Here is an 18,892-nt window from a genome sequence, read left to right as displayed (position 1 = left end):
AATTATTCAATTTCAAACAGCTTGCTGATGGACAGTTCTTCGTGAACGCGGATGATCGCTTCACCCATCAGAGGAGCAACCGACAGCACTTTCAGCTTGCTGGTCGGGTTTGGATGCGTGATCGGAATCGTATCGGTCACGATCACTTCCTTGAGCGGAGAGTTTTCCAGACGATCCATCGCCGGGCCGGACAGTACAGGGTGCGTACAGCACGCGTATACTTCCTTCACGCCGCCTTCGATCAGAGCGTTGGCACCGAGTACGATGGTACCGGCAGTATCGATAATATCATCGACCAGAATCGCCGTTTTGCCTTCGATGTTACCGATGATATTCATGACTTCGCTGACGTTCGGTTCCGGACGGCGCTTATCGATAATTGCCAGCGGAGCGCTGAGCAAATCAGCCAGCTTACGCGCTCGAACCACACCACCATGGTCTGGAGAGACAACGACTGGATTCTCGATTTGTTTGGAACGGAAATATTGTGCCAGAATCGGCACGCCAAGCAGATGATCAACCGGAATATCAAAGAACCCTTGAATCTGCATTGCATGAAGATCCATTGCGATCACGCGATGAGCTCCTGCTTTTTCGATCAGATTGGCTACCAGCTTCGCCGTGATTGGATCACGGGAACGTGCTTTACGATCCTGACGAGCATAACCGTAGTATGGAATAACAACGTTGATACTTTTCGCAGATGCACGTTTCAGCGCATCGACCATAACGAGCAGCTCCATCAGATTGTCGTTGACCGGCGCACAGGTGGATTGAATTACATATACATGACAGCCCCGGACGCTCTCGGATAGCTTCACCTGAATCTCACCATCGCTAAAACTGGTCGTATGGGATTCGCCCATGGGAATACCGATATAATCGGCAATTTGCCCTGCCAGCTTCGGATTGGAGTTACAGGTGAAAATCTTTAATTTGGAATCACAATAAGTCATAATGGTTAAAACCCTCCGTGGTGGTTCATTGAAATGCTCATCAGCTTCTGTCTCTATATTAGCGTTGGCTATTTAAATAGATTTGGTTCCTATCATTCAACAAGCATTGTGCACTATATAGTATATAATAATTCGGCATGAAATAGTGGCATTTTGTTAGTAAAAGGGCAATTATTTGTTTTGTTCCTTGATTGCTTTCGCTTTGGCGCGAATTTTGTCGGCATATCCGGCTTTATTTTCCTGACGTGCACGCGCAATCGCCAGATCACTTTCGCCCACATCGCTCGTGATCGTGGAGCCAGCGACTACATAAGCGCCTTTGCCCACACGTACCGGTGCGATCAGGTTAGAGTTGCTGCCGATAAACACATCGTCTTCGATGATTGTTTTGAATTTGTTGTAGCCGTCATAGTTGGCAGTAATCGCGCCGCAGCCGATATTTACACCAGAACCAACCTCTGCGTCGCCTACATAACTCAGATGCGGCACTTTGGAGCCGTGACCGATCTTCGCATTTTTCAATTCAACAAAATCACCGACTTTTACTTCGTCAGCCAGTTCAGTGCCTGGACGCAAGTATGCAAATGGACCGACATTCACGCGGTCGCCAACTTTCACTTCCGACGCTACCGATTGACGGATGATGGTGCCATTGCCTACGGTCGAATTCTCAATCTCGGTGTTTGGACCGATGGTGCAATCTTCGCCAATCATGGTATTGCCTTTCAAGATCGTACCCGGGTACAGAATCGTATCGGAACCGATCTCTACATCTGCACCGATATAGGTGGATGCTTTGTCGATAATCGTAACGCCGTTTAACATATGCTTTTTCGCCAGACGTTCGCGCATGAATTGCTCTGCATCTGACAACGCTACACGGTCATTGACGCCGATTGATTCAGAAAGGTCTTTCGTTTCGTAAGCCGCAATACGCTTGCCCTGTTCACGCAAAATAGGAACACAATCGGTCAGATAAAACTCACCCTGCGCATTGTTGTTATCTACATTTTTGAGCGCAGCAAATAGCAGCTCGTTATCAAAGCAATACGTACCAGTATTGATCTCCTGTACTGCCAGCTCTTCCGCATTGCCGTCTTTTTGCTCAACGATCTTGAGTACGCCGCCATCTTCGCCGCGAATGATCCGTCCATAACCAGTCGGGTCTGGCATCGAAGCAGTCAAAATGCTGACAGCCGCGCCTTCCGCTTCGTGATGGGCAATCAGGTTTTCCAGCGTTTCCGGTGTAACCAGCGGTGTATCGCCGCAAATGACAATCGTAATCCCTTTTTCGCTACCGATCAGCGGCTCCGCCTGACTTACCGCATGTCCGGTTCCCAGCTGTTCGCTTTGCAGCGCATATTCCGCACGCTCGCCCAAGTAAGCTTTGACCGTTTCCGCACCATGCCCAACGATAACAACGCTGCGCTCGCAGTTGATTTGTTTAACTGCATCCAATACATGAGCAACCATTGGCTTACCGCATACCGGATGAAGTACCTTATACAACTTGGATTTCATACGCTTGCCTTTACCTGCCGCCAGTACCACTGCCAACCTTTTCAAAATAATGCCCCCTCGAAATGGATCTATAGATGATAGGTGAAAGCCGAAGCTTATACCATATTTAACCAGTTTTTAACTTCCGCAAAAAAACTCCATACTGAATATATCTTATTCCGGACAAAAAGAAAAGGGAGCCACGATTGTAGCTCCCGTGACTCCCTTTTCTTTCAAACCCCAATAAGTATAAAGGACTTGCTTATGCGCCTTCTTCGATAACTTCTTCTTCCAGACCGGCGCGTTCGTATTCAGCCAGTACGGCCGACTGAATCTTCTCGCGTGTGCTTGAAGAAATAGGATGCGCGATATCGCGGAACTCGCCATCCGGTGTCCGTTTGCTCGGCATTGCAACGAACATCCCATTGTTGCCGTCAATCACGCGAATGTCGTGAACGACAAATTCGCTGTCGATTGTGATGGATGCGATGGCTTTCATGCGGCCTTCGGAATTCACCCGGCGGAGTCTTACATCCGTTATTTCCATGTGTGTTCACCACCTTTTTCCATAAAGACTTGGTTGTGTATTTCCACACATGGAAGTAAAATACCTTCTTTTTTCTGAAAATTAATTGTGTATTTTTTTAGCGGATTGCCGTTTTTTACCGTTTTCAGCCGATTGCACGCAATTCCATTGATAGAGATTCTCAACCACTGAATTTAAATTATAGGTGACACCAGTTATTTCTTTGCATTTTCAAAGTAATTGCCCGGCTGTACCATGATTTTCTTGCTTTTTGCATCGACATCTGTCAATTTGGCAAGCGATACATAATCCGCCCATAACCGATCTTCCACATCGACTGCACCGGATTCCAGCAGCACACCTACGCCCGCAACCGTCGCATTGAATTCATCCAATAGATCGACCATACCTTGAATCGTTCCGCCCGCCTTCATAAAGTCATCAATAATGAGTACACGCGACTTTTCCTTGAGCGCCCGGCGAGACAGCGTCATCGTATGCAGACTCTTATGCGAGCCGGATACATAGTTGATGCTAACCGCAGAGCCTTCCGTCATCTGATGATCACGACGTACAAGTACAACTGGCAGATTGAGCTGGGTGCCTGTCGCGTGTGCAAGCGGAATCCCCTTCGTCTCGACCGTCATAATCACATCAATTGGTGTATCCGCAAACACAGAGGCAAAGATCTTGCCTACCTCATTCAATATCGCCGGTTGTCCTAGCAGATCAGACATGTAAATGTAATTCCCCGGCAGCAAGCGATCTGGCTGCTCCAATTGTCTGCACAAATTCTCCATGAATGATAGCGACTTCTCATGCGACAGACGCGGAATATATTTGACACCGCCAGCTGCACCAGCCAGCGTCTGCAATTCACCGATACCTTCTTCCTCGAATACCTCTTTAATAATAGTCAGATCTTCGCTGATCGATGATTTGGCCGCTCCGTAACGGTCAGCAAAGGTCGTCAGTGGAATGAGCGTATGCGGTCGTGAAGTCAGATACTGGGTCAGTTCGACCAGACGCGCGCTCCGTTTTAGTTTTTTCACTTGAACTCCTCACCATCTACGAAAATTTACATTTATACCCTTTTAACATCCCAAATCCGAATAATTAAAGTGAATATACCATTTTTGTACGTGTTTGTAAAAGAAAATCGCAATCTTTTTCAACAAGCCCAACAAAATGCCGGAGCTTTTTGAAAAAGATTGCGACCTGGATTGCTCAGGTTAACATGCGTACTGCGTATACTTCATTGCAAAATCCGCGCAACCCGTTATAAATACGAGCCACTTTGGATTCTCTGGACACCAGACCGAATACGGTAGGTCCGCTGCCTGACATCAGCACACCATCAGCACCCAGCTGAATCATCGTTTGCTTGAGCTGCTGTACTTCGGGATGATGAGATAGCGTCACATCCTCTAACACATTGCCTAGCTCGCTACAAATGTCGTCAAACGATTGCTGCTCAATCGCCTGCCGCATAGCCGCAGCCGAAGGATGCCGCTGTATTTGATCCGCCTTCAGACGCCCGTAGATGCCTGCTGTCGATACATTAATCGGCGGCTTCGCCAGAATGACCCAACAATCCGGCGGACTAGCTAGCGGCGTTAGAATCTCACCACGCCCGGTTGCCAGCGCTGTACCGCCCGTGATGCAGAACGGCACATCCGAACCGATTGCCGCTCCCAGCTCCATCATCTCCTCATGAGAGATATTCAGATTCCAGAGTCGATCCAACCCGCGTAAGGCAGCTGCTGCATCGCTGCTACCGCCTGCCAATCCGGCTGCTACTGGAATCTTCTTGTCGATATGAATATGCACGCCTTGGCGAATGCCATAGCGCTCCTTGATCCGACTGGCTGCCTGATAGGCAAGGTTCTTATCATCCAGAGGGATATAACCAGCTTGACTGGATATTTTGATCACGTCTCCGGGTATATCGGTTATTGTGAGCCGGTCGGCAAGATCAACCATCGTCATGATCATCTCCACCTCGTGGTAACCGTCCGGGCGTTTATGCAGTACATCCAGCATCAGATTGATTTTTGCCGGCGCTTTTTCATATAACTTCATGAGGTTCCTCCACCTTCAACATTGCGTCCGTTCTATGTTCTATTGCATCTTATACCCATTCCAAGCTTCAAATGCTATTCTGGCGCACAAGATGACCAAAGGCTGTATACAGCCATGAATACTCCAATTATAGAAAAAATGAATGGCAAAGTCTATTCACAAAGCAAAACAGTCTCTACCCCCGCAGGAGATAAAGACTGCCTTATCATAAAACAGTTATTTAATTCCCAGCATACTGTACGTCTGAATGGGAATCATCTTCGCAGACCATAATCTCTACGGAATCCGTGAGGACGTCTGCATAGCTGTAAGACACTCGTTCAAAAGTTTGATGATCATCATCAAGCTTTACCGTAAAAACAGAAGGGTAGGTCTCTTCCAAAATTCCAGTACGTTCAATGGTCTTCTTACGACCACCGTGAGCGCGCAATGTGATTTTGTGCCCTACATGAGCATCAAGATTGCGTTTGATTTCGGTAAGCGCGTTGTTAGCCATGCCTACAACCACCTCTTTTCCTAATCCTTATTGTAACAAAAAGGAAGAGAAATGTCAATCAAATAATAAATTATGCAACACAAAATTTATTTTGTCAATGATTTTTTTAGCGAATGCCTGCTTGTATAAATACATGGCTCAATCGTGCGTATTCTTCTAGGCTGAGTGTCTCTCCGCGACGTACCGGATCAATGCCCGCTTCTTGCAGCAAACCGTCCAATTGTTCGCGATCGCCGCCATAACGCGTCTTCAGGTTATTGGAGATCGTTTTACGGCGCTGAACAAAGCTGGACTGTACCAGATCGAAGAAATGCTGCTCATCCTCCACCTGCACTGCTGGCTGCTCTCTCAGCTTCAAACGAATAACTGCCGACTCAACATTCGGCTGCGGGATAAATACCGTTTTCGGTACGATGCAGACCACTTCCGGAATGCAGTAATACTGAACAGCGATACTGAGACTGCCGTAATCCTTGCCGCCCGGAGACGCTGCCATACGCTGTGCAACTTCCTTCTGGATCATAACGACGATATTATCCAGTGGCAGCTTCTCCTCCAGCAGCTTCATCAGAATCGGCGTGGTAACGTAGTAGGGCAGATTTGCCACTACGCTCACCTTATCCACCTCCGCAAAGTCCTCGCGGAACAATTGCTGCAAGTCTACCTTGAGCACATCACCGTGACGTACATGCACATTGCCGTACTCCTGCAACGAATCTTTCAAAATCGGGATTAGGCGCTGATCAATCTCAACAGCCGTTACACGGCTTGCCTGACGTGCCAGACGCTCTGTGAGCGCACCGATACCAGGACCGATCTCCAGTGCACCACGCTCTGGTGTCAGATCAGCTGCATCGACGATTTTGTTCAGAATATTAGCATCGATCAGAAAGTTCTGACCAAGGCTCTTTTTAAATGAAAATCCGTGTTTATGAATAATCTCCTTCGTCCGTCCGGGCGTGGCGATATCGTGTCTATCAGTCATGGGATTGCTGTTCCTCCGCTTCAAGTTGTGAAAGTGCCGCCGCGAACTCCTCGCGGCTGATGCCAAATATGCGCAGTCGTTTATGAAACTGCTTGCCGTTGCCGTAACCAATACCGAGCAGATTGCCCATGATCATACGACGTGCTGCCGCGTCAGGGCGCATGACCAGTCCAGTCATGATCAGGTCATCCCAGTCGATTAGCGTCTCCGCTTCTGGCATCTCGCTGTGCAGTCGGGATAAAGCTTCGCGAATCGCTTCTGGCGAGGCATTCTCTACACCGATATCGCCCTTGAGCGTCGCTTCGCTCTCCGGTATAAACGCATGCTTGCAGCCCGGTACTTCGCGGGAGACGATCTTACGAATCCGTTCCCCAGCATGATCTGGATCGGTCAAAATAATAACACCACGCCGCTCCTGTGCCAGTCTGACACGCTTGATCACCTGCGGACCAATGGCAGAGCCGCCCGTTTCAATCGTATCTGCATGTACGGCACGCTTGATGGCTACGGTATCGTCCCGTCCTTCTACAACAATTACCTCTTTGATCACTTGATCTGACGCTTCCCTTCCGGGCCGTACTGGACAGGGCTGCTGCCCTCTGCATCCGTATAGTCGACCTTATCCATATTGTCCTCAGTATACCAAAATAACAAACAAAAAGAAGGGGAAGATTCCCCTTCTTCTGTTGATTCTATTCACGTTCATGGTTAATAACTATTATATCACAGATCAACTCTGTGCAGGCAGATAGCCAATCTCCAGTCCGCCGATTACGGTTTAACTGGACCAATCACATAGACGGTATAACCGGATTTGCGACCGAATGCTCTTGCCTGGCTCAGGCTGTCAATATATACGTCAATCTTATTGCCGTTAATGGCGCTACCTGTATCTTCTGCACGGCGGTAACCGATGCCTTCGATGTATACCCACCATCCCATTGGAATGACACTGGTATCAACAGCGATGGTACGTCCTTCCGTTACTCGCGTTCCGGAAGCAGTCGTCGTGCCAAGTCCTGGCTCCTGAGAGGAGTAGGCGGTCAGCGTAACATTGTTAATGACTTTGGCATAAGAGAAGTTTTTATCCGAACCGGCTGAAGAACTGGCAGCAAGCAGTTTTGGTTGCTCCTTTTTCGTTCCGACGGCTACAACTTTGTCCTGTACTTCGGATGTTGTTTTCTTATCGATCATGCGCTTGGAGACGAATTCTCCATCTTCATAGGTTTTTTCAACATACTGGATGACTTTCCCTTTTTGTCCATCTTGAACAAGTTTCGTTTTGCCTTCCAGCAGTGTACTGTCTTGCTTTTTCACTACTTGATACGGAAGCTCTACAACCTGCTTCGCTACAAAGGAAGTCGTTCTGACCACTTTGATATCCATATCGTGTTGTACAGCTGTTTCGACCGTAGGGTTCAGCTTGTCCTCTTCACCGAGATCAACGCCTGCCTGGTCGAGTGTACTGCCTACTGTTTTCGCAGTCGTGTACACTTGTTTCGTTTTGCCGTCAGCCGTAATATTTACGGCAACCGCGTGATTCACGTATACTTTGTCCCCGTCTTGGATCGCTCCATTCATGGACATGGAAACTTTGTCCTGCGGCGCTACAGTAATGTTCTGTTCTGCCAGCAGATCGGCAACATTCAGTTTGCGTGTTTCCACGCTCTGGGCTTTTCCATCAACGATTACATAAATATTTTTGCCTGCCTGCATATACAGAAGCCAGAGTGCCATGGCAATAACCATAACGACTGCCAGCGAAGTAAATAGGGCAAAGCGTAGATTTTTTTGCTTCCAACGCAGCGCGTAAGACATGCTGGATGAGCGTGAACCATGGGTTTCTTTGAAAGGAGCAATTCCCACTTCTTCCGTCCTCCTTACATAGTCTCGCCGTCTTGCTGTATCTTAAAATGAGTTAAGACGCGACTATATCAGAATTTCCACAGGCGGTTATCATGTTTACGAATACCGGCGCATAATCGGTAATCGTCTCTTGGTGTATAATGTGCCTGCGCCATGGTCAGTCCAAGCGGCTTCCGTTCCCCCGACAGTGAACATCCGGGTCTTCTCATCTTGCCTTTTCCTTTTGCACAAAACAAAAAAGCCTTGGGAAAAGTGCAAGAGCAACTCTTCCTGGGCTTCCGACGACTGTACCATCTTGGAAACTTTTAGAAAATGAGAGGTTGCCTCTGCATCGCTTACGAGGTTAGCTGTCGGGTTCGGACATGATACTGCCTGTATATGTTGCCCTGTGAAACGTCCTCCGCTCATGGCGCAAGTAAATTTCAATTCACCCCAAAGACCCTGTAACAGGAATCATACAATCTGCCTTCCGATATTGCTGGTTGAAAGTGGATGAAGACAGCTGTTGGTTCCCCCGTTTTCCTATGTAGGAAACTCAGCGAGACCGAATCATGGAATCTCGTACATAAATAACAAGATTAAATCACTGATGAAATAATATCTCGAACCTAACCCCACTGTAAAGCAAGCCTCAACTCCGTTTTTCAGAAAAAGTGGTTAAAATCTTGTAATATTTGAGCATTTTTTAGTTAAAATTCATTCATATATCCGTCTAGCTCGTTTTTTTAGTGGTTTTTCTCCCTATTTCATCGTATACCAAATAATGCCAGTGCATTTTTCGTTGTGATTTCACTAATTTCTTCCAGAGATACGTCTTTTAGCTCGGCAGCTGCCTCTGCTACCAGACGCACATATCCTGAGTTATTTCTTTTACCACGATATGGATGTGGAGTCAAATAAGGGGAGTCCGTTTCCAGTAATAATCGATCCATCGGCACCTGTTTGAGCACCTCTTTGGGCTGCTTCGCATTTTTGAATGTAATCGGTCCACCGAATGACAAATGGAAGCCCATATCCAAACACATTTTGGCAGTTTCCCAGCTGCCGGAGAAGGAGTGCATAATGCCACCGACTTCGGACGCTTTTTCCTCGCGCAGAATACGAACGATATCTTCATGTGCATCCCGATTATGGATGACGATCGGCATATGAATGTCGCGTGCAAGACCAATTTGTTCACGCAGGACGCGGTGTTGCACATCTTTGGGCGATTTATCCCAGTGATAATCAAGACCAATTTCGCCGATTGCAACGACTTTTTCATGACTGCATAAAGATGCAATCCACTCCAGATCGCCAGGCTGCATCATGATCGCTTCCACCGGATGCCAACCAACCGCTGCATAAATAAAATCGTATTCCTCGACCAGTTTCATCGTTGTCGGAATCGTCTCCCGGTCAAATCCCACATTCACCATGCGAGTGACACCAGAATCATAAGCATTTTGAATAATTTCTTGGCGATCCTCATCAAAATCTTTGGAATCCAAATGTGTATGTGTATCAAATAACATAGATATTCTCTCCTTTACTACCGTAATTCCGTTATTTTTCTTCTATACATATGTCGAGAGTACGCCATGCCAGCAGGCGTTTATCTGCATAATCTGTATACTCTTCAAATTTGCTAGATTTCGAATTCCATCTGTGCCGGACCCAATTTATCTTCAAAAATATCCGCCACCGGTTTGGACAATTTGTGTTTTACCCTTTCCAACTTTTCCTGTGGGAAATACAGATGATACCGTCCACGATGAATCCCACTAATGGAGCGTACAATGTCTGATACCTCGGAAATTTCCTGTACTTTATTTTGACGATTCAGCAGCAAAATTTGCTTTTCCTTTTTCGGGTCGCCTGGACGAAATACATCATATGGCAAGTCAGTCGGAAAATCGATCTCCAGATCATATTGCGGATGCAGACCTGCTTCGGCAAATTCATTACGAATCTGATCAATCAGATCCATATCGATCAATTCGCTTTCTACATATTTATATAAACGGCGATCCATGAATCGAGTACATACATCCGCTAGAATTTCGTCCTTTTCAAGCGTCCACTGCATGAAGGTCGTCTGTACAAGCGCTTCGTCCAGTAACAGATATTCCTTCACATTCAGCGTGTTTTTGAACAGTGAAGGCAATGGATGTGGTAAAAATCCAAAGGTATATCCGTTATCAAATAACTCTTTGGCACGGTGGAAAATATGACGCAGCACAATATCGGAACTACGTGTGACTGGATGGAAGTAAACCTGCCAGTACATCTGATAACGTGACATCAAATAATCTTCAATCGCATGCATACCGGACTCTTTGACTACAACACGTCCCTGATGCGGACGCAGTACGCGAATGATGCGATCCATATCGATCGTGCCATAATTCACGCCGGTAAAATAAGCATCCCGCAACAAATAATCCATCCGGTCAGCATCCAGCGGACTGGAGACGAGATTAACGACAACTGCTTTGTCGTAATCTTTGCGAATGACCGCAGCCACTTTGTCCGAGAAGCCCGGTTCAGCATCTTCCAGCACCCGATGAATCTCTGTATCTTCTAATAGAATGCGACACGTCCATTCTTCGTGGTTCATATCAAAAGCTTCTTCTATAGAATGGGAAAACGGTCCATGTCCCAGATCATGCAGTAGCGCCGCACATAATGCGACCATCCGCTCTTCACGCGGCCAATCTTCATACCCGCTTCGTTCAAATTGCGAAATGATTCGACGCGTAATCTCATATACACCGAGTGAATGCGAGAACCGGCTATGTTCAGCTCCGTGAAAAGTCAGATACGACGTACCCAATTGTCGAATCCGACGTAGCCGCTGAAATTCCGGTGTATTGATTAATGTCCAGATGAGTCGATCCTGAACGTGGATATAATTGTGTACCGGGTCTTTGAATACCTTTTCTTCTTCTAAAGGCTCCATTGTTTTCATGCCAAATTCCTCCTTGAGCCAAACTTGATTCCAGTATTTTGAATCGTATAAAATAGAATTATGTCACTAATGTCGAACAGTGTCGTTATATGATTAAAATGTATTTCCAAATCGACAAAAGCTGTATATGTCTATATTATCGCAAAAAACAGCACTATTTTAAAAAAAATTTGCGATTTCACCCTAAAAAAGGCTTTTTTTTATAATTTCTATGTTGACTGATTTGGGAAACGTTGGTATTATGAATATCATAAAAGAAAGAAATTTGTCGAAACATGACACTTCAAATCATTACTGCTTGTTTAATAATTACTACCCGGCGCGAACCAGCAACAACAATGAAAGGCATTACCGATTCACTGTATTACTTCCATTCGTTTCACGGGAACAGCCATACGAAGCCTATTCGACAAGCGAATTTAAACGCAATTATAAAAAACAAAACACATTTGAGAGGATTGAATTATCATGATGAAATCAACAGGTATTGTAAGAAAAGTAGACGAACTGGGTCGCGTTGTTATTCCAATCGAACTGCGTCGCACACTGGGTATTGGCGAGAAAGACGCTCTGGAAATCTATGTTGACGGCGAACGCATTATGCTCAAAAAATACGAGCCAGCTTGTATCTTCTGTGGTAATGCTGAGAACGTAACATACTTCAAAGGCAAAATCGTTTGTAACGAATGCATCTCCGAAATTCCAGTTCCTGTGACAAAATAAATAGAATAGGTTATAATAAAGTCAGCATCATTCCATTTTATTAATTCTAACCTTTATATATCTCCTTGGACCTTTATCCGGCGACATGTTTTGTCGGGTAAAGGTATTTTTTTGTTTACATAGCATACATTATACCGATTTTCACAAACTACTGCCAATGGCACAGGAAAAAGGGACCTGTTACGATCTTCGGTCCCTTTTCTATCGTTGATTTATGCCGTTTGGGTTCTGTTTCTTCTATTATATAGTTACCCGTGTACAGTAGAGTACGCGTCCATCGATTCGTACTGGAAATTAGAGATCAGTTGTCTTCATGCAGTAGTGCCTGATAAATATCGCGCTTGGATACGTCGCGATCTTTGGCGACTTTTTTCATCGCATCTTTGCGCGATAAGTCCTGCTGCTCGTAATGCTCCACATGCTGCAAAATATTCATTTGCTGCCACCATTCGTTCGCTTCGGCCATCGCTTCTTCCTGTGGCTGTCCTTCCAGCACGATACAGTATTCGCCTAGCGGCGGATGCTCGTCCAGCCACTCTAGCGCTTCCTCTACCGAACCGCGCAGCCATTCTTCATGTCGTTTGGTCAATTCGCGCGCTAATACGATCCGGCGGTTGCCAACATGCTCCAAAATCGCCTGTAGCGTTTTGATGATCCGATGCGGGGATTCGTACAATAACAGTGTACCTTCCGCCGCATGCGCCCCTTGTAGCAATTCCGCCTGTCCACGATGATCACGCGGCAAAAAGCCAATAAACGTAAACCGGTTGGTCGACAATCCCGAAGCAATCAACGCCGACAGCGCCGCATTGGCGCCTGGAATCGGTACGATGGCGATTCCCTGCTCTACAGCCAGTTGAACTAGCTCCTGACCCGGATCGGATATAGCAGGCAAGCCCGCGTCGCTGATCAGTGCCAGACTTTGCCCTTCTGCAATCAGTCGAATCAGTTCCGGGCCACTATTGTGCTTATTGTGCTCATGATAGCTAACCAATTTCCGCGGCGTAATCTCAAAATGGTTCAGTAGCTTGCGACTTTGCCGTGTATCCTCAGCAGCGATAATATCGCATTCCTGCAATGTGCGTACCGCCCGGTAGGTCATATCTTCCAGATTGCCGATTGGAGTGGCAACCAAATACAGCGTACCCGGTGTTTGTCCACTGGATGGCTCCGATACAGCAGCAAAGCTTTTTTGTACCTGTATGCTCATAAGGACTCCTTTTGCCCGTAATAAATATCCATAACTTCCGGAACATATTCATTCTCATCGTTATATACGATCAATGGCGGCAATACGCGAGATTCCGGCTTACCACCGCGAATACCTTCTACCAGTACCATATTGGCTTCCATATGTCGACGTGGATGCACAAACCGGATACGTTTTGGCTCTACGCCATACTGACGCATCATCAGTACGATATCGACTAACCGATGGGGACGATGTACCATTGCCAGCTTGCCACCATTTTTGAGCAAACCAGCTGCGGTGCGCACTACATCCTCCAACGTACAGCCAATCTCATGACGTGCCATCGCGTGATGCACGTTCAGCTTCACTTCGTTGCCGTTCATCGGCATATACGGCGGATTCACTGTGATCGCATCGTACGTGCCATGCTCGCCCTGTAGCGGCAGCTCCTTCAGATCCTGATTGCGAATCGCAATCTGTGATTCCAGACCGTTCATCCGTACACTGCGCTCTGCCATATCCGCCAGCCGCTCTTGAATTTCCACCCCTTCAATATGAGCTGAAGTACGTGTACTTAGCAGAATCGGAATGACCCCATTGCCCGTACATAGATCCATCACTTTCCCACGTGGTGGCACCGCTATGAATCGTGCCAATAACACCGCATCCATTGAGAAACTGAATACGTCGCTACTTTGAATAATATGCAGCCTGCGAGTCAGCAGATCGTCCACTCGCTCTCCCGGCTGTAGCAGCTCCAGATGCTGCTCGGTTTGATTGTTTTCTTCCAAGTTCCCGGTTTCCTCTCCACATCGATAAAGCCGCAGACCAGATCATCTGCGGCTTTGTTTCGGATTATTCGGATTTGTTCAAAAAGGATAGACAGAACAGACAGTCTCCCTCTGTACGCAGATGACCATAATACACATTGCAAATATGGAATCCTTCATGATACAGACGGGCGAGATTGTCATATCCCTCACCTACGACTTCAGGATGTGGGTGATTATGGGGATTACTGTCCGCCAGCACTTCGATAATCTGAGGTTCGGCTGCTTCAAGCTCGACCGGGACCTCTTTTTTCAATACACGGCGCAGCTGTTCGTTCTCCAGCGTTAGGCGCTGATTTTCCTCCAGCAGTTCTTTCACTGCCAGTTTGAGCCTGCCCATATCCCCGTGCATATGGTTCATTTGTGTCTCCAGTTCATGAATATACTCAAAAAGATTTTTCTTTTCCAAGTTTCCACCTCAAAAGCAGCCTTTGACGGTTTACTTCACAACGACCTCATCAAACGGTAGTTCCTTGACCTTGCTAATTTCAAAGATCTGAACATGCACAGTTCGGGAATTGGCATTAATTCCTACCACCTTACCGTCTCCGAGCGAGGTTACGACAAATTTACCGACAGCCGGAAGTTCTTCTTTCATACTTTCATAATTATCATGCTCAAACTTGAGACAACACATCAACCGGCCGCATAGACCCGAGATTTTGGTCGGATTTAGCGACAGGCTCTGATCTTTGGCCATTTTGATCGATACCGGTTCAAAATCGCCCAGCCAGGACGAGCAGCACAGAATGCGTCCACATGGACCGATACCGCCCAGCATTTTGGCTTCATCACGTACACCGATCTGGCGTAGCTCAATCCGAGTACGGAAGATGCTTGCCAGATCCTTGACCAGCTCACGGAAGTCTACTCGACCTTCCGCTGTAAAATAGAAAATAATCTTGTTGCGATCAAATGTATATTCAACATCAACCAGTTTCATTTTCAGCTGATGTTCCTTGATCTTTTTCAAACAGGTAGCAAATGCGTTTTTGGCGGCAATTCGGTTTTCCTCTACTACCTGAGCATCGTCCTGCCCAGCGATTCGAATCACCTTTTTCAGTGGAAGCACAACATCATCTTCCTGTACTTGCTTGCGTCCAATCACAACCTTGCCGTATTCAATCCCTCTTGCCGTCTCAACAATTACATGCTCTTCATTGCTAATCGCAAATTCGAGCGGATCAAAATAATATATTTTACCCGCCTTTTTGAAGCGGACTCCTACTACGTTATACAAAAGATAAGCCTCCTCATTTGCCAATACCGTTCCTACTGATGCAAAAACGATAAGAAGAATCCCCTCTAGCTATCACGGACATGGCGTATTTCGAAAAAGTCATTGCTCTTTCATCCGATGTTGCTTCCGCATGATGTATACACGGTCCGTTACCTGTAAGAAGTGTTCCTCTGTACCTTAGCTGCTTACCCCTATGAGAAACTGCTCCATGCAAAGCTGCCCGTTAACGTTCGAGCGGAGCATTTTCTTGCATTCGGCAGCAAGCGCCATACAGGAAATCCAATGCTGCATGCTGCGGGTGTGAGCCACCTTGGAGAGAGACTCTAACTGATCTATAAAAACGATACTTTCATTTCTGCCAATCTGTATATGGATCATATCCTTGAACCACAGATGGAAAAGATCAAATACCTGTTCCAGATGATCGCCAAATCCGCCCTTGAACAGCTTTTGCTGTGCGGTAATCAGGCTTATACTGCCTCTACCGGCGGATTCCTTCCCTAATTGTAACACTACGTTTCTAATTTCTGCAAACCAATTCTCATTCAGCATTTCCCGACATTGATCAGGGTCCGAAGCCAGATGAACCGCACAACGAACGAGCGGCAGCGGATAATTTTCATCCGCCAGAATCTGGGTCATCTGATGATAATCAACGGCGGTGAATAACACCGGCTGCGTACGCGAACGAATCGTCGGCAAAATGGACTGAATATTCTCCGTTAACAGAATCGCTACTGCCGGAGCAGGCGGTTCTTCCAGAAATTTGAGCAGACTATTTGCTGCCTGCACCGTCATTTTGTCGGCATCGCGAATAATATAGATTTTGCGGTTGCCCGCTTCCGAGCGGTATGAAAAAATCCGCTGCAATTCGCGGATTTGATCGATCTTGATGGAATTGCCGTCCGGTTCCACCAGCAGAAAGTCTGGATGATTGCCGTGCTGCATTTTGCGGCATTCAATGCACTCTCCGCAGGCTTCCTCGCCTCGATGTATACATACGAGCGCTCTGGCAAAGCTATGCGCCATTTTGAGTTGACCGCTGCCTGCCGGACCGTTAAACAGATACGCATGCGAAATCTTCTGCTGCCGCAGTCCATTTTGCAATACCCGTTTTGCGGTGTCCTGCCCGATAATTTCTTGAAAAGACATAGTGCCTCCTTACTTCCCTCTGTACCGTTCTTCCGTTGATCAGTACAGCAGATTGACCAGCATGCCGCGAATCTCGCCCATGCGTTGCAACAATTCGATGCGCCCTTCTTCACTGTTCAGCAGTTCTTCTGCCATACTGAGCAATGTCGAATCCACCTCATCAAGAATTTTATACTTGCGACTGCGTCCACGACGATCAAAGCTTTGCGTTTCTTTCAGCTTGATTCCGCGTCGCACCGTATCTTCCAAAAAGCGTTTAACTAACATCTGATACGATTTCAGTTCACGCAGTGTCATCGATTTGGCAAGGCGATCACCTTGCAGCTGAATCGCCTTGAACTGACGCTGAATCTCGTCATTGGTTGCCTGCGTACCGTGATTTTGCAGCACATCCGAGAAGTTCTTTTGCTGCACAACTTTAGCTGGCGTTTCCGTAATAACTGGATTACTTTTTAACGGAGGATATCCCGGATTAATTTTCATCATCATCTTCCTTTCTGTGTACCGAATACATGGAATCTATAGTGAATCAGACCAGATTGACGTGTCCGCTGTCTATTCATTTCCAAAAAGCCTATATAAACTGTATCGTTCAACATGATGATTTTACGAATAGGAAAATGAAAAAATCCTGCATCTATAATAAAGACGGACCGGCTCCAATAATGGTCACCGATCCTTATCTTCTTACCTATTATACTATTAAACTTACGCTGTGATGCATCAAATTGCAATAATGTGCAATTTTTTGAGGAATTGTTTTAGAAATGCTCAAATCGTTCAACCGGCATGACGAATACAGTCGCTCCGCCTACCTGAACTTCTACCGGCAACGGCAGATACGAGTCGGTTGTACCACTCATTGGCGTCACTGGTGTAACCAGTTGTTCGCGAATTTTACAACTGTTGCGGATGACATCCATGACAGCTTCGATCTGACTGTCGTCCACCCCGATCATAAAAGTCGTGTTACCCGCACGCAGAAACCCACCTGTACTGGCAAGTTTGGTTGCGCGGAAGTTCGCTTTTACCAGTTCTCCGGACAAACGGTTACTATCCTTATCCTGCACGATCGCTATAATCAGTTTCATCGTTATAGCCTCCTTTAAGCAAAATTCGATAAACAAGATGCTGCACTACTGCCAAACATCACTCTCGATTGAACATTACGTTTGAACATCACAAACGCTGAAATAAGTAAGATATTTTGCTAGTGCAAAAATCACTTCTCACTGTACCCCGCGTTTGAAATTCGCAAACGCTAGAAAAGGTAAGATATTTTGCTGATGCAAAAATCACTTCTCACTGCACCCCGCGTTTGAAATTCGCAAACGCTAGAAAAGGTAAGATATTTTGCTGATGCAAAAATCACTTCTCACTGCACCCCGCGTTTGAACATCACAAACGCTAGAAAAGGTAAGATATTTTGCTAATGCAAAAATCATTTCTCACTGCACCCCGCGTTTGAAATTCGCAAACGCTAGAACCGTCTATACTTTATTTGACATAAGGTAGGCAATATCCTTTATTTTGCCTGTTTCCAATTCAATTGCGTTGTATTGGTCATGAACAATTACACTATATTACCCTATTTTAGCCAGCTAACTCACTGCAAAAGTACTGGCATATAGCAATATCAATCTATAGCCGGTAATCGCTCTGCAATCAAACGATCTAATACGACACGAATATCCTGAAATACAGCTTCTTCATCCTGCTCGCCATCAACGATAATAAAGCGTTCCGCATAAGTATCTGTCAGCTGCTTGTAGCCTTCATACACACGATGATGAAAATCGATCGCTTCCAGATCAAGTCGGTTGATTTCACGATCAGACGTTTTTGCCATGATACGTTGCAACCCTACTTCTGGACGAACATTAATATACACATTCACATCCGCCCAGTACTCCTTACCTTCCACCTCGATAGCCATCCGATTAATATCGAGTACCGCTTTACCGAGTTGACGTCCATGCCCCTGATACGCCAGGGACGACATCACATACCGATCACAAATAACGAGCTGATCTGCCTCCAGCGCCGGGATCACCTTTTGCATTAGATGCTCACGACGAGCACTCGCATACAGCAGACATTCTGTCAGCCCGCTCATTGTATTCTCCACATTCAAAATCACACTGCGAATCTGTTCCGATACTGGTATTCCACCCGGCTCACGGGTCGACAAAAACGGTACATTCCGATTTACCAGATACGCCTTGATCCGTTCCAGTTGACTTGTTTTGCCGCTTCCATCCATACCTTCAATCGCGATAAATAAACCTTTTGCTGTCATATTCATACTCCTGCTTTCCCTAACATGTTCATCTTCTATTTTAACACCATTGCCTGCTGCACGTATGTTTCTTTATACCGTAAGTTGTTTTATCC

Annotated in this window: 21 protein-coding genes and 1 riboswitch; of the genes, 1 reads left to right on the top strand and 20 read right to left on the bottom strand. The window is 46.3% G+C overall.

What is annotated here, in order from left to right; translation table 11 throughout:
* Window positions 1-2: 2 nt before the first annotated feature.
* The 12 genes from ACDE64_RS00175 to ACDE64_RS00120 form a co-directional block, all read right to left on the bottom strand.
* Window positions 3-956, bottom strand: coding sequence for a ribose-phosphate diphosphokinase (locus ACDE64_RS00175; RefSeq protein ID WP_188778134.1), 954 nt, complete (start codon window positions 954-956; stop codon window positions 3-5).
* Window positions 957-1,127: 171 nt separating this feature from the next.
* Window positions 1,128-2,522, bottom strand: coding sequence for a bifunctional UDP-N-acetylglucosamine diphosphorylase/glucosamine-1-phosphate N-acetyltransferase GlmU (glmU, locus tag ACDE64_RS00170; protein WP_411348611.1), 1,395 nt, complete (start codon window positions 2,520-2,522; stop codon window positions 1,128-1,130).
* A gap of 196 nt (window positions 2,523-2,718) precedes the next feature.
* Window positions 2,719-3,003, bottom strand: a complete 285-nt coding sequence (gene spoVG, locus ACDE64_RS00165; protein WP_188778136.1) for a septation regulator SpoVG — start codon at window positions 3,001-3,003, stop codon at window positions 2,719-2,721.
* A gap of 194 nt (window positions 3,004-3,197) precedes the next feature.
* Window positions 3,198-4,034 carry a pur operon repressor gene (purR, locus tag ACDE64_RS00160; RefSeq protein WP_411344572.1) on the bottom strand — a complete coding sequence of 279 codons (837 nt, stop codon included), beginning with the start codon at window positions 4,032-4,034 and terminating at the stop codon, window positions 3,198-3,200.
* Window positions 4,035-4,209: 175 nt separating this feature from the next.
* Window positions 4,210-5,064, bottom strand: coding sequence for a 4-(cytidine 5'-diphospho)-2-C-methyl-D-erythritol kinase (gene ispE, locus ACDE64_RS00155; RefSeq protein WP_411348610.1), 855 nt, complete (start codon window positions 5,062-5,064; stop codon window positions 4,210-4,212).
* 220 nt (window positions 5,065-5,284) lie between these two features.
* Window positions 5,285-5,560, bottom strand: a complete 276-nt coding sequence (veg, locus tag ACDE64_RS00150) for a biofilm formation stimulator Veg (RefSeq protein ID WP_411344570.1) — start codon at window positions 5,558-5,560, stop codon at window positions 5,285-5,287.
* Window positions 5,561-5,666: 106 nt separating this feature from the next.
* Window positions 5,667-6,545: a 16S rRNA (adenine(1518)-N(6)/adenine(1519)-N(6))-dimethyltransferase RsmA gene (gene rsmA, locus ACDE64_RS00145; RefSeq protein WP_411344569.1), complete on the bottom strand. Its 879-nt coding sequence runs from the start codon at window positions 6,543-6,545 to the stop codon at window positions 5,667-5,669.
* A complete protein-coding gene (gene rnmV / locus ACDE64_RS00140) occupies window positions 6,538-7,095 on the bottom strand; it encodes a ribonuclease M5 (protein WP_411348609.1) in 558 nt (185 codons plus the stop codon). Before rnmV ends, rsmA begins: the two co-directional genes overlap by 8 nt.
* A gap of 221 nt (window positions 7,096-7,316) precedes the next feature.
* Window positions 7,317-8,411, bottom strand: a complete 1,095-nt coding sequence (locus tag ACDE64_RS00135) for a ubiquitin-like domain-containing protein (RefSeq protein ID WP_411344567.1) — start codon at window positions 8,409-8,411, stop codon at window positions 7,317-7,319.
* Window positions 8,412-8,479: 68 nt separating this feature from the next.
* The gene (locus tag ACDE64_RS00130; RefSeq protein ID WP_411344566.1) at window positions 8,480-8,620 is read right to left on the bottom strand and encodes a hypothetical protein; all 141 of its coding nucleotides are present in this window, start codon (window positions 8,618-8,620) and stop codon (window positions 8,480-8,482) included.
* 108 nt (window positions 8,621-8,728) lie between these two features.
* Window positions 8,729-8,962: riboswitch (cyclic di-AMP (ydaO/yuaA leader) on the bottom strand.
* Between the two features lie 195 nt (window positions 8,963-9,157).
* Window positions 9,158-9,925, bottom strand: a complete 768-nt coding sequence (locus ACDE64_RS00125) for a TatD family hydrolase (RefSeq protein WP_411348608.1) — start codon at window positions 9,923-9,925, stop codon at window positions 9,158-9,160.
* Between the two features lie 113 nt (window positions 9,926-10,038).
* Complete coding sequence (locus ACDE64_RS00120; protein ID WP_411344564.1) at window positions 10,039-11,361, bottom strand: HD domain-containing protein; 1,323 nt, start codon at window positions 11,359-11,361, stop codon at window positions 10,039-10,041.
* Window positions 11,362-11,829: 468 nt separating this feature from the next.
* Here ACDE64_RS00120 and ACDE64_RS00115 point away from each other — a divergent pair, with 468 nt between their 5' ends.
* Window positions 11,830-12,084 carry an AbrB/MazE/SpoVT family DNA-binding domain-containing protein gene (locus ACDE64_RS00115; RefSeq protein WP_017815545.1) on the top strand — a complete coding sequence of 85 codons (255 nt, stop codon included), beginning with the start codon at window positions 11,830-11,832 and terminating at the stop codon, window positions 12,082-12,084.
* Window positions 12,085-12,385: 301 nt separating this feature from the next.
* Here the strand turns inward: ACDE64_RS00115 and rsmI are convergent, their stop codons facing one another.
* From rsmI to tmk, 8 genes are all read right to left on the bottom strand, one after another.
* A complete protein-coding gene (gene rsmI / locus ACDE64_RS00110; RefSeq protein ID WP_411348607.1) occupies window positions 12,386-13,294 on the bottom strand; it encodes a 16S rRNA (cytidine(1402)-2'-O)-methyltransferase in 909 nt (302 codons plus the stop codon).
* Window positions 13,291-14,067 (bottom strand): tRNA1(Val) (adenine(37)-N6)-methyltransferase, encoded by a 777-nt coding sequence (locus ACDE64_RS00105; RefSeq protein ID WP_411348606.1) that lies wholly within the window; start codon window positions 14,065-14,067, stop codon window positions 13,291-13,293. The genes rsmI and ACDE64_RS00105 overlap by 4 nt, the downstream gene beginning before the upstream one ends.
* Before the next feature lie 64 nt (window positions 14,068-14,131).
* Window positions 14,132-14,515 (bottom strand): initiation-control protein YabA, encoded by a 384-nt coding sequence (locus tag ACDE64_RS00100; protein ID WP_411344561.1) that lies wholly within the window; start codon window positions 14,513-14,515, stop codon window positions 14,132-14,134.
* Window positions 14,516-14,545: 30 nt separating this feature from the next.
* Window positions 14,546-15,346 carry a stage 0 sporulation family protein gene (locus tag ACDE64_RS00095; protein WP_367064430.1) on the bottom strand — a complete coding sequence of 267 codons (801 nt, stop codon included), beginning with the start codon at window positions 15,344-15,346 and terminating at the stop codon, window positions 14,546-14,548.
* Window positions 15,347-15,523: 177 nt separating this feature from the next.
* Window positions 15,524-16,498: a DNA polymerase III subunit delta' gene (holB, locus tag ACDE64_RS00090; RefSeq protein ID WP_411344560.1), complete on the bottom strand. Its 975-nt coding sequence runs from the start codon at window positions 16,496-16,498 to the stop codon at window positions 15,524-15,526.
* 39 nt (window positions 16,499-16,537) lie between these two features.
* A complete protein-coding gene (locus tag ACDE64_RS00085; protein WP_411346648.1) occupies window positions 16,538-16,981 on the bottom strand; it encodes a YaaR family protein in 444 nt (147 codons plus the stop codon).
* A 278-nt stretch (window positions 16,982-17,259) separates the two neighbouring features.
* Window positions 17,260-17,589 (bottom strand): cyclic-di-AMP receptor, encoded by a 330-nt coding sequence (locus ACDE64_RS00080; protein ID WP_411344559.1) that lies wholly within the window; start codon window positions 17,587-17,589, stop codon window positions 17,260-17,262.
* Between the two features lie 545 nt (window positions 17,590-18,134).
* On the bottom strand, window positions 18,135-18,797 hold the full coding sequence (gene tmk, locus ACDE64_RS00075; RefSeq protein WP_411348605.1) for a dTMP kinase: 663 nt from the start codon (window positions 18,795-18,797) through the stop codon (window positions 18,135-18,137).
* Between the last annotated feature and the right edge of the window lie 95 nt (window positions 18,798-18,892).

Origin of the sequence: Paenibacillus sp. WLX2291 (assembly GCF_046603665.1) — a bacterium.
GTDB lineage: Bacteria > Bacillota > Bacilli > Paenibacillales > Paenibacillaceae > Saccharibacillus.
Note: the sequence above shows the minus strand (reverse complement) of the source record. Positions and strands in the feature narration are given on the sequence as shown.

Coding starts and splice junctions, on each gene's coding strand:
- ACDE64_RS00175 (WP_188778134.1), bottom strand. CDS start 956: ATGACTTATTGTGATTCCAAATTAAAGATTTTCACCTGTAACTCCAAT.
- spoVG (WP_188778136.1), bottom strand. CDS start 3,003: ATGGAAATAACGGATGTAAGACTCCGCCGGGTGAATTCCGAAGGCCGC.
- ispE (WP_411348610.1), bottom strand. CDS start 5,064: ATGAAGTTATATGAAAAAGCGCCGGCAAAAATCAATCTGATGCTGGAT.
- veg (WP_411344570.1), bottom strand. CDS start 5,560: ATGGCTAACAACGCGCTTACCGAAATCAAACGCAATCTTGATGCTCAT.
- rsmA (WP_411344569.1), bottom strand. CDS start 6,545: ATGACTGATAGACACGATATCGCCACGCCCGGACGGACGAAGGAGATT.
- ACDE64_RS00130 (WP_411344566.1), bottom strand. CDS start 8,620: ATGAGAAGACCCGGATGTTCACTGTCGGGGGAACGGAAGCCGCTTGGA.
- ACDE64_RS00125 (WP_411348608.1), bottom strand. CDS start 9,925: ATGTTATTTGATACACATACACATTTGGATTCCAAAGATTTTGATGAG.
- ACDE64_RS00120 (WP_411344564.1), bottom strand. CDS start 11,361: ATGAAAACAATGGAGCCTTTAGAAGAAGAAAAGGTATTCAAAGACCCG.
- ACDE64_RS00115 (WP_017815545.1), top strand. CDS start 11,830: ATGATGAAATCAACAGGTATTGTAAGAAAAGTAGACGAACTGGGTCGC.
- rsmI (WP_411348607.1), bottom strand. CDS start 13,294: ATGAGCATACAGGTACAAAAAAGCTTTGCTGCTGTATCGGAGCCATCC.
- holB (WP_411344560.1), bottom strand. CDS start 16,498: ATGTCTTTTCAAGAAATTATCGGGCAGGACACCGCAAAACGGGTATTG.
- ACDE64_RS00085 (WP_411346648.1), bottom strand. CDS start 16,981: ATGAAAATTAATCCGGGATATCCTCCGTTAAAAAGTAATCCAGTTATT.
- ACDE64_RS00080 (WP_411344559.1), bottom strand. CDS start 17,589: ATGAAACTGATTATAGCGATCGTGCAGGATAAGGATAGTAACCGTTTG.
- tmk (WP_411348605.1), bottom strand. CDS start 18,797: ATGACAGCAAAAGGTTTATTTATCGCGATTGAAGGTATGGATGGAAGC.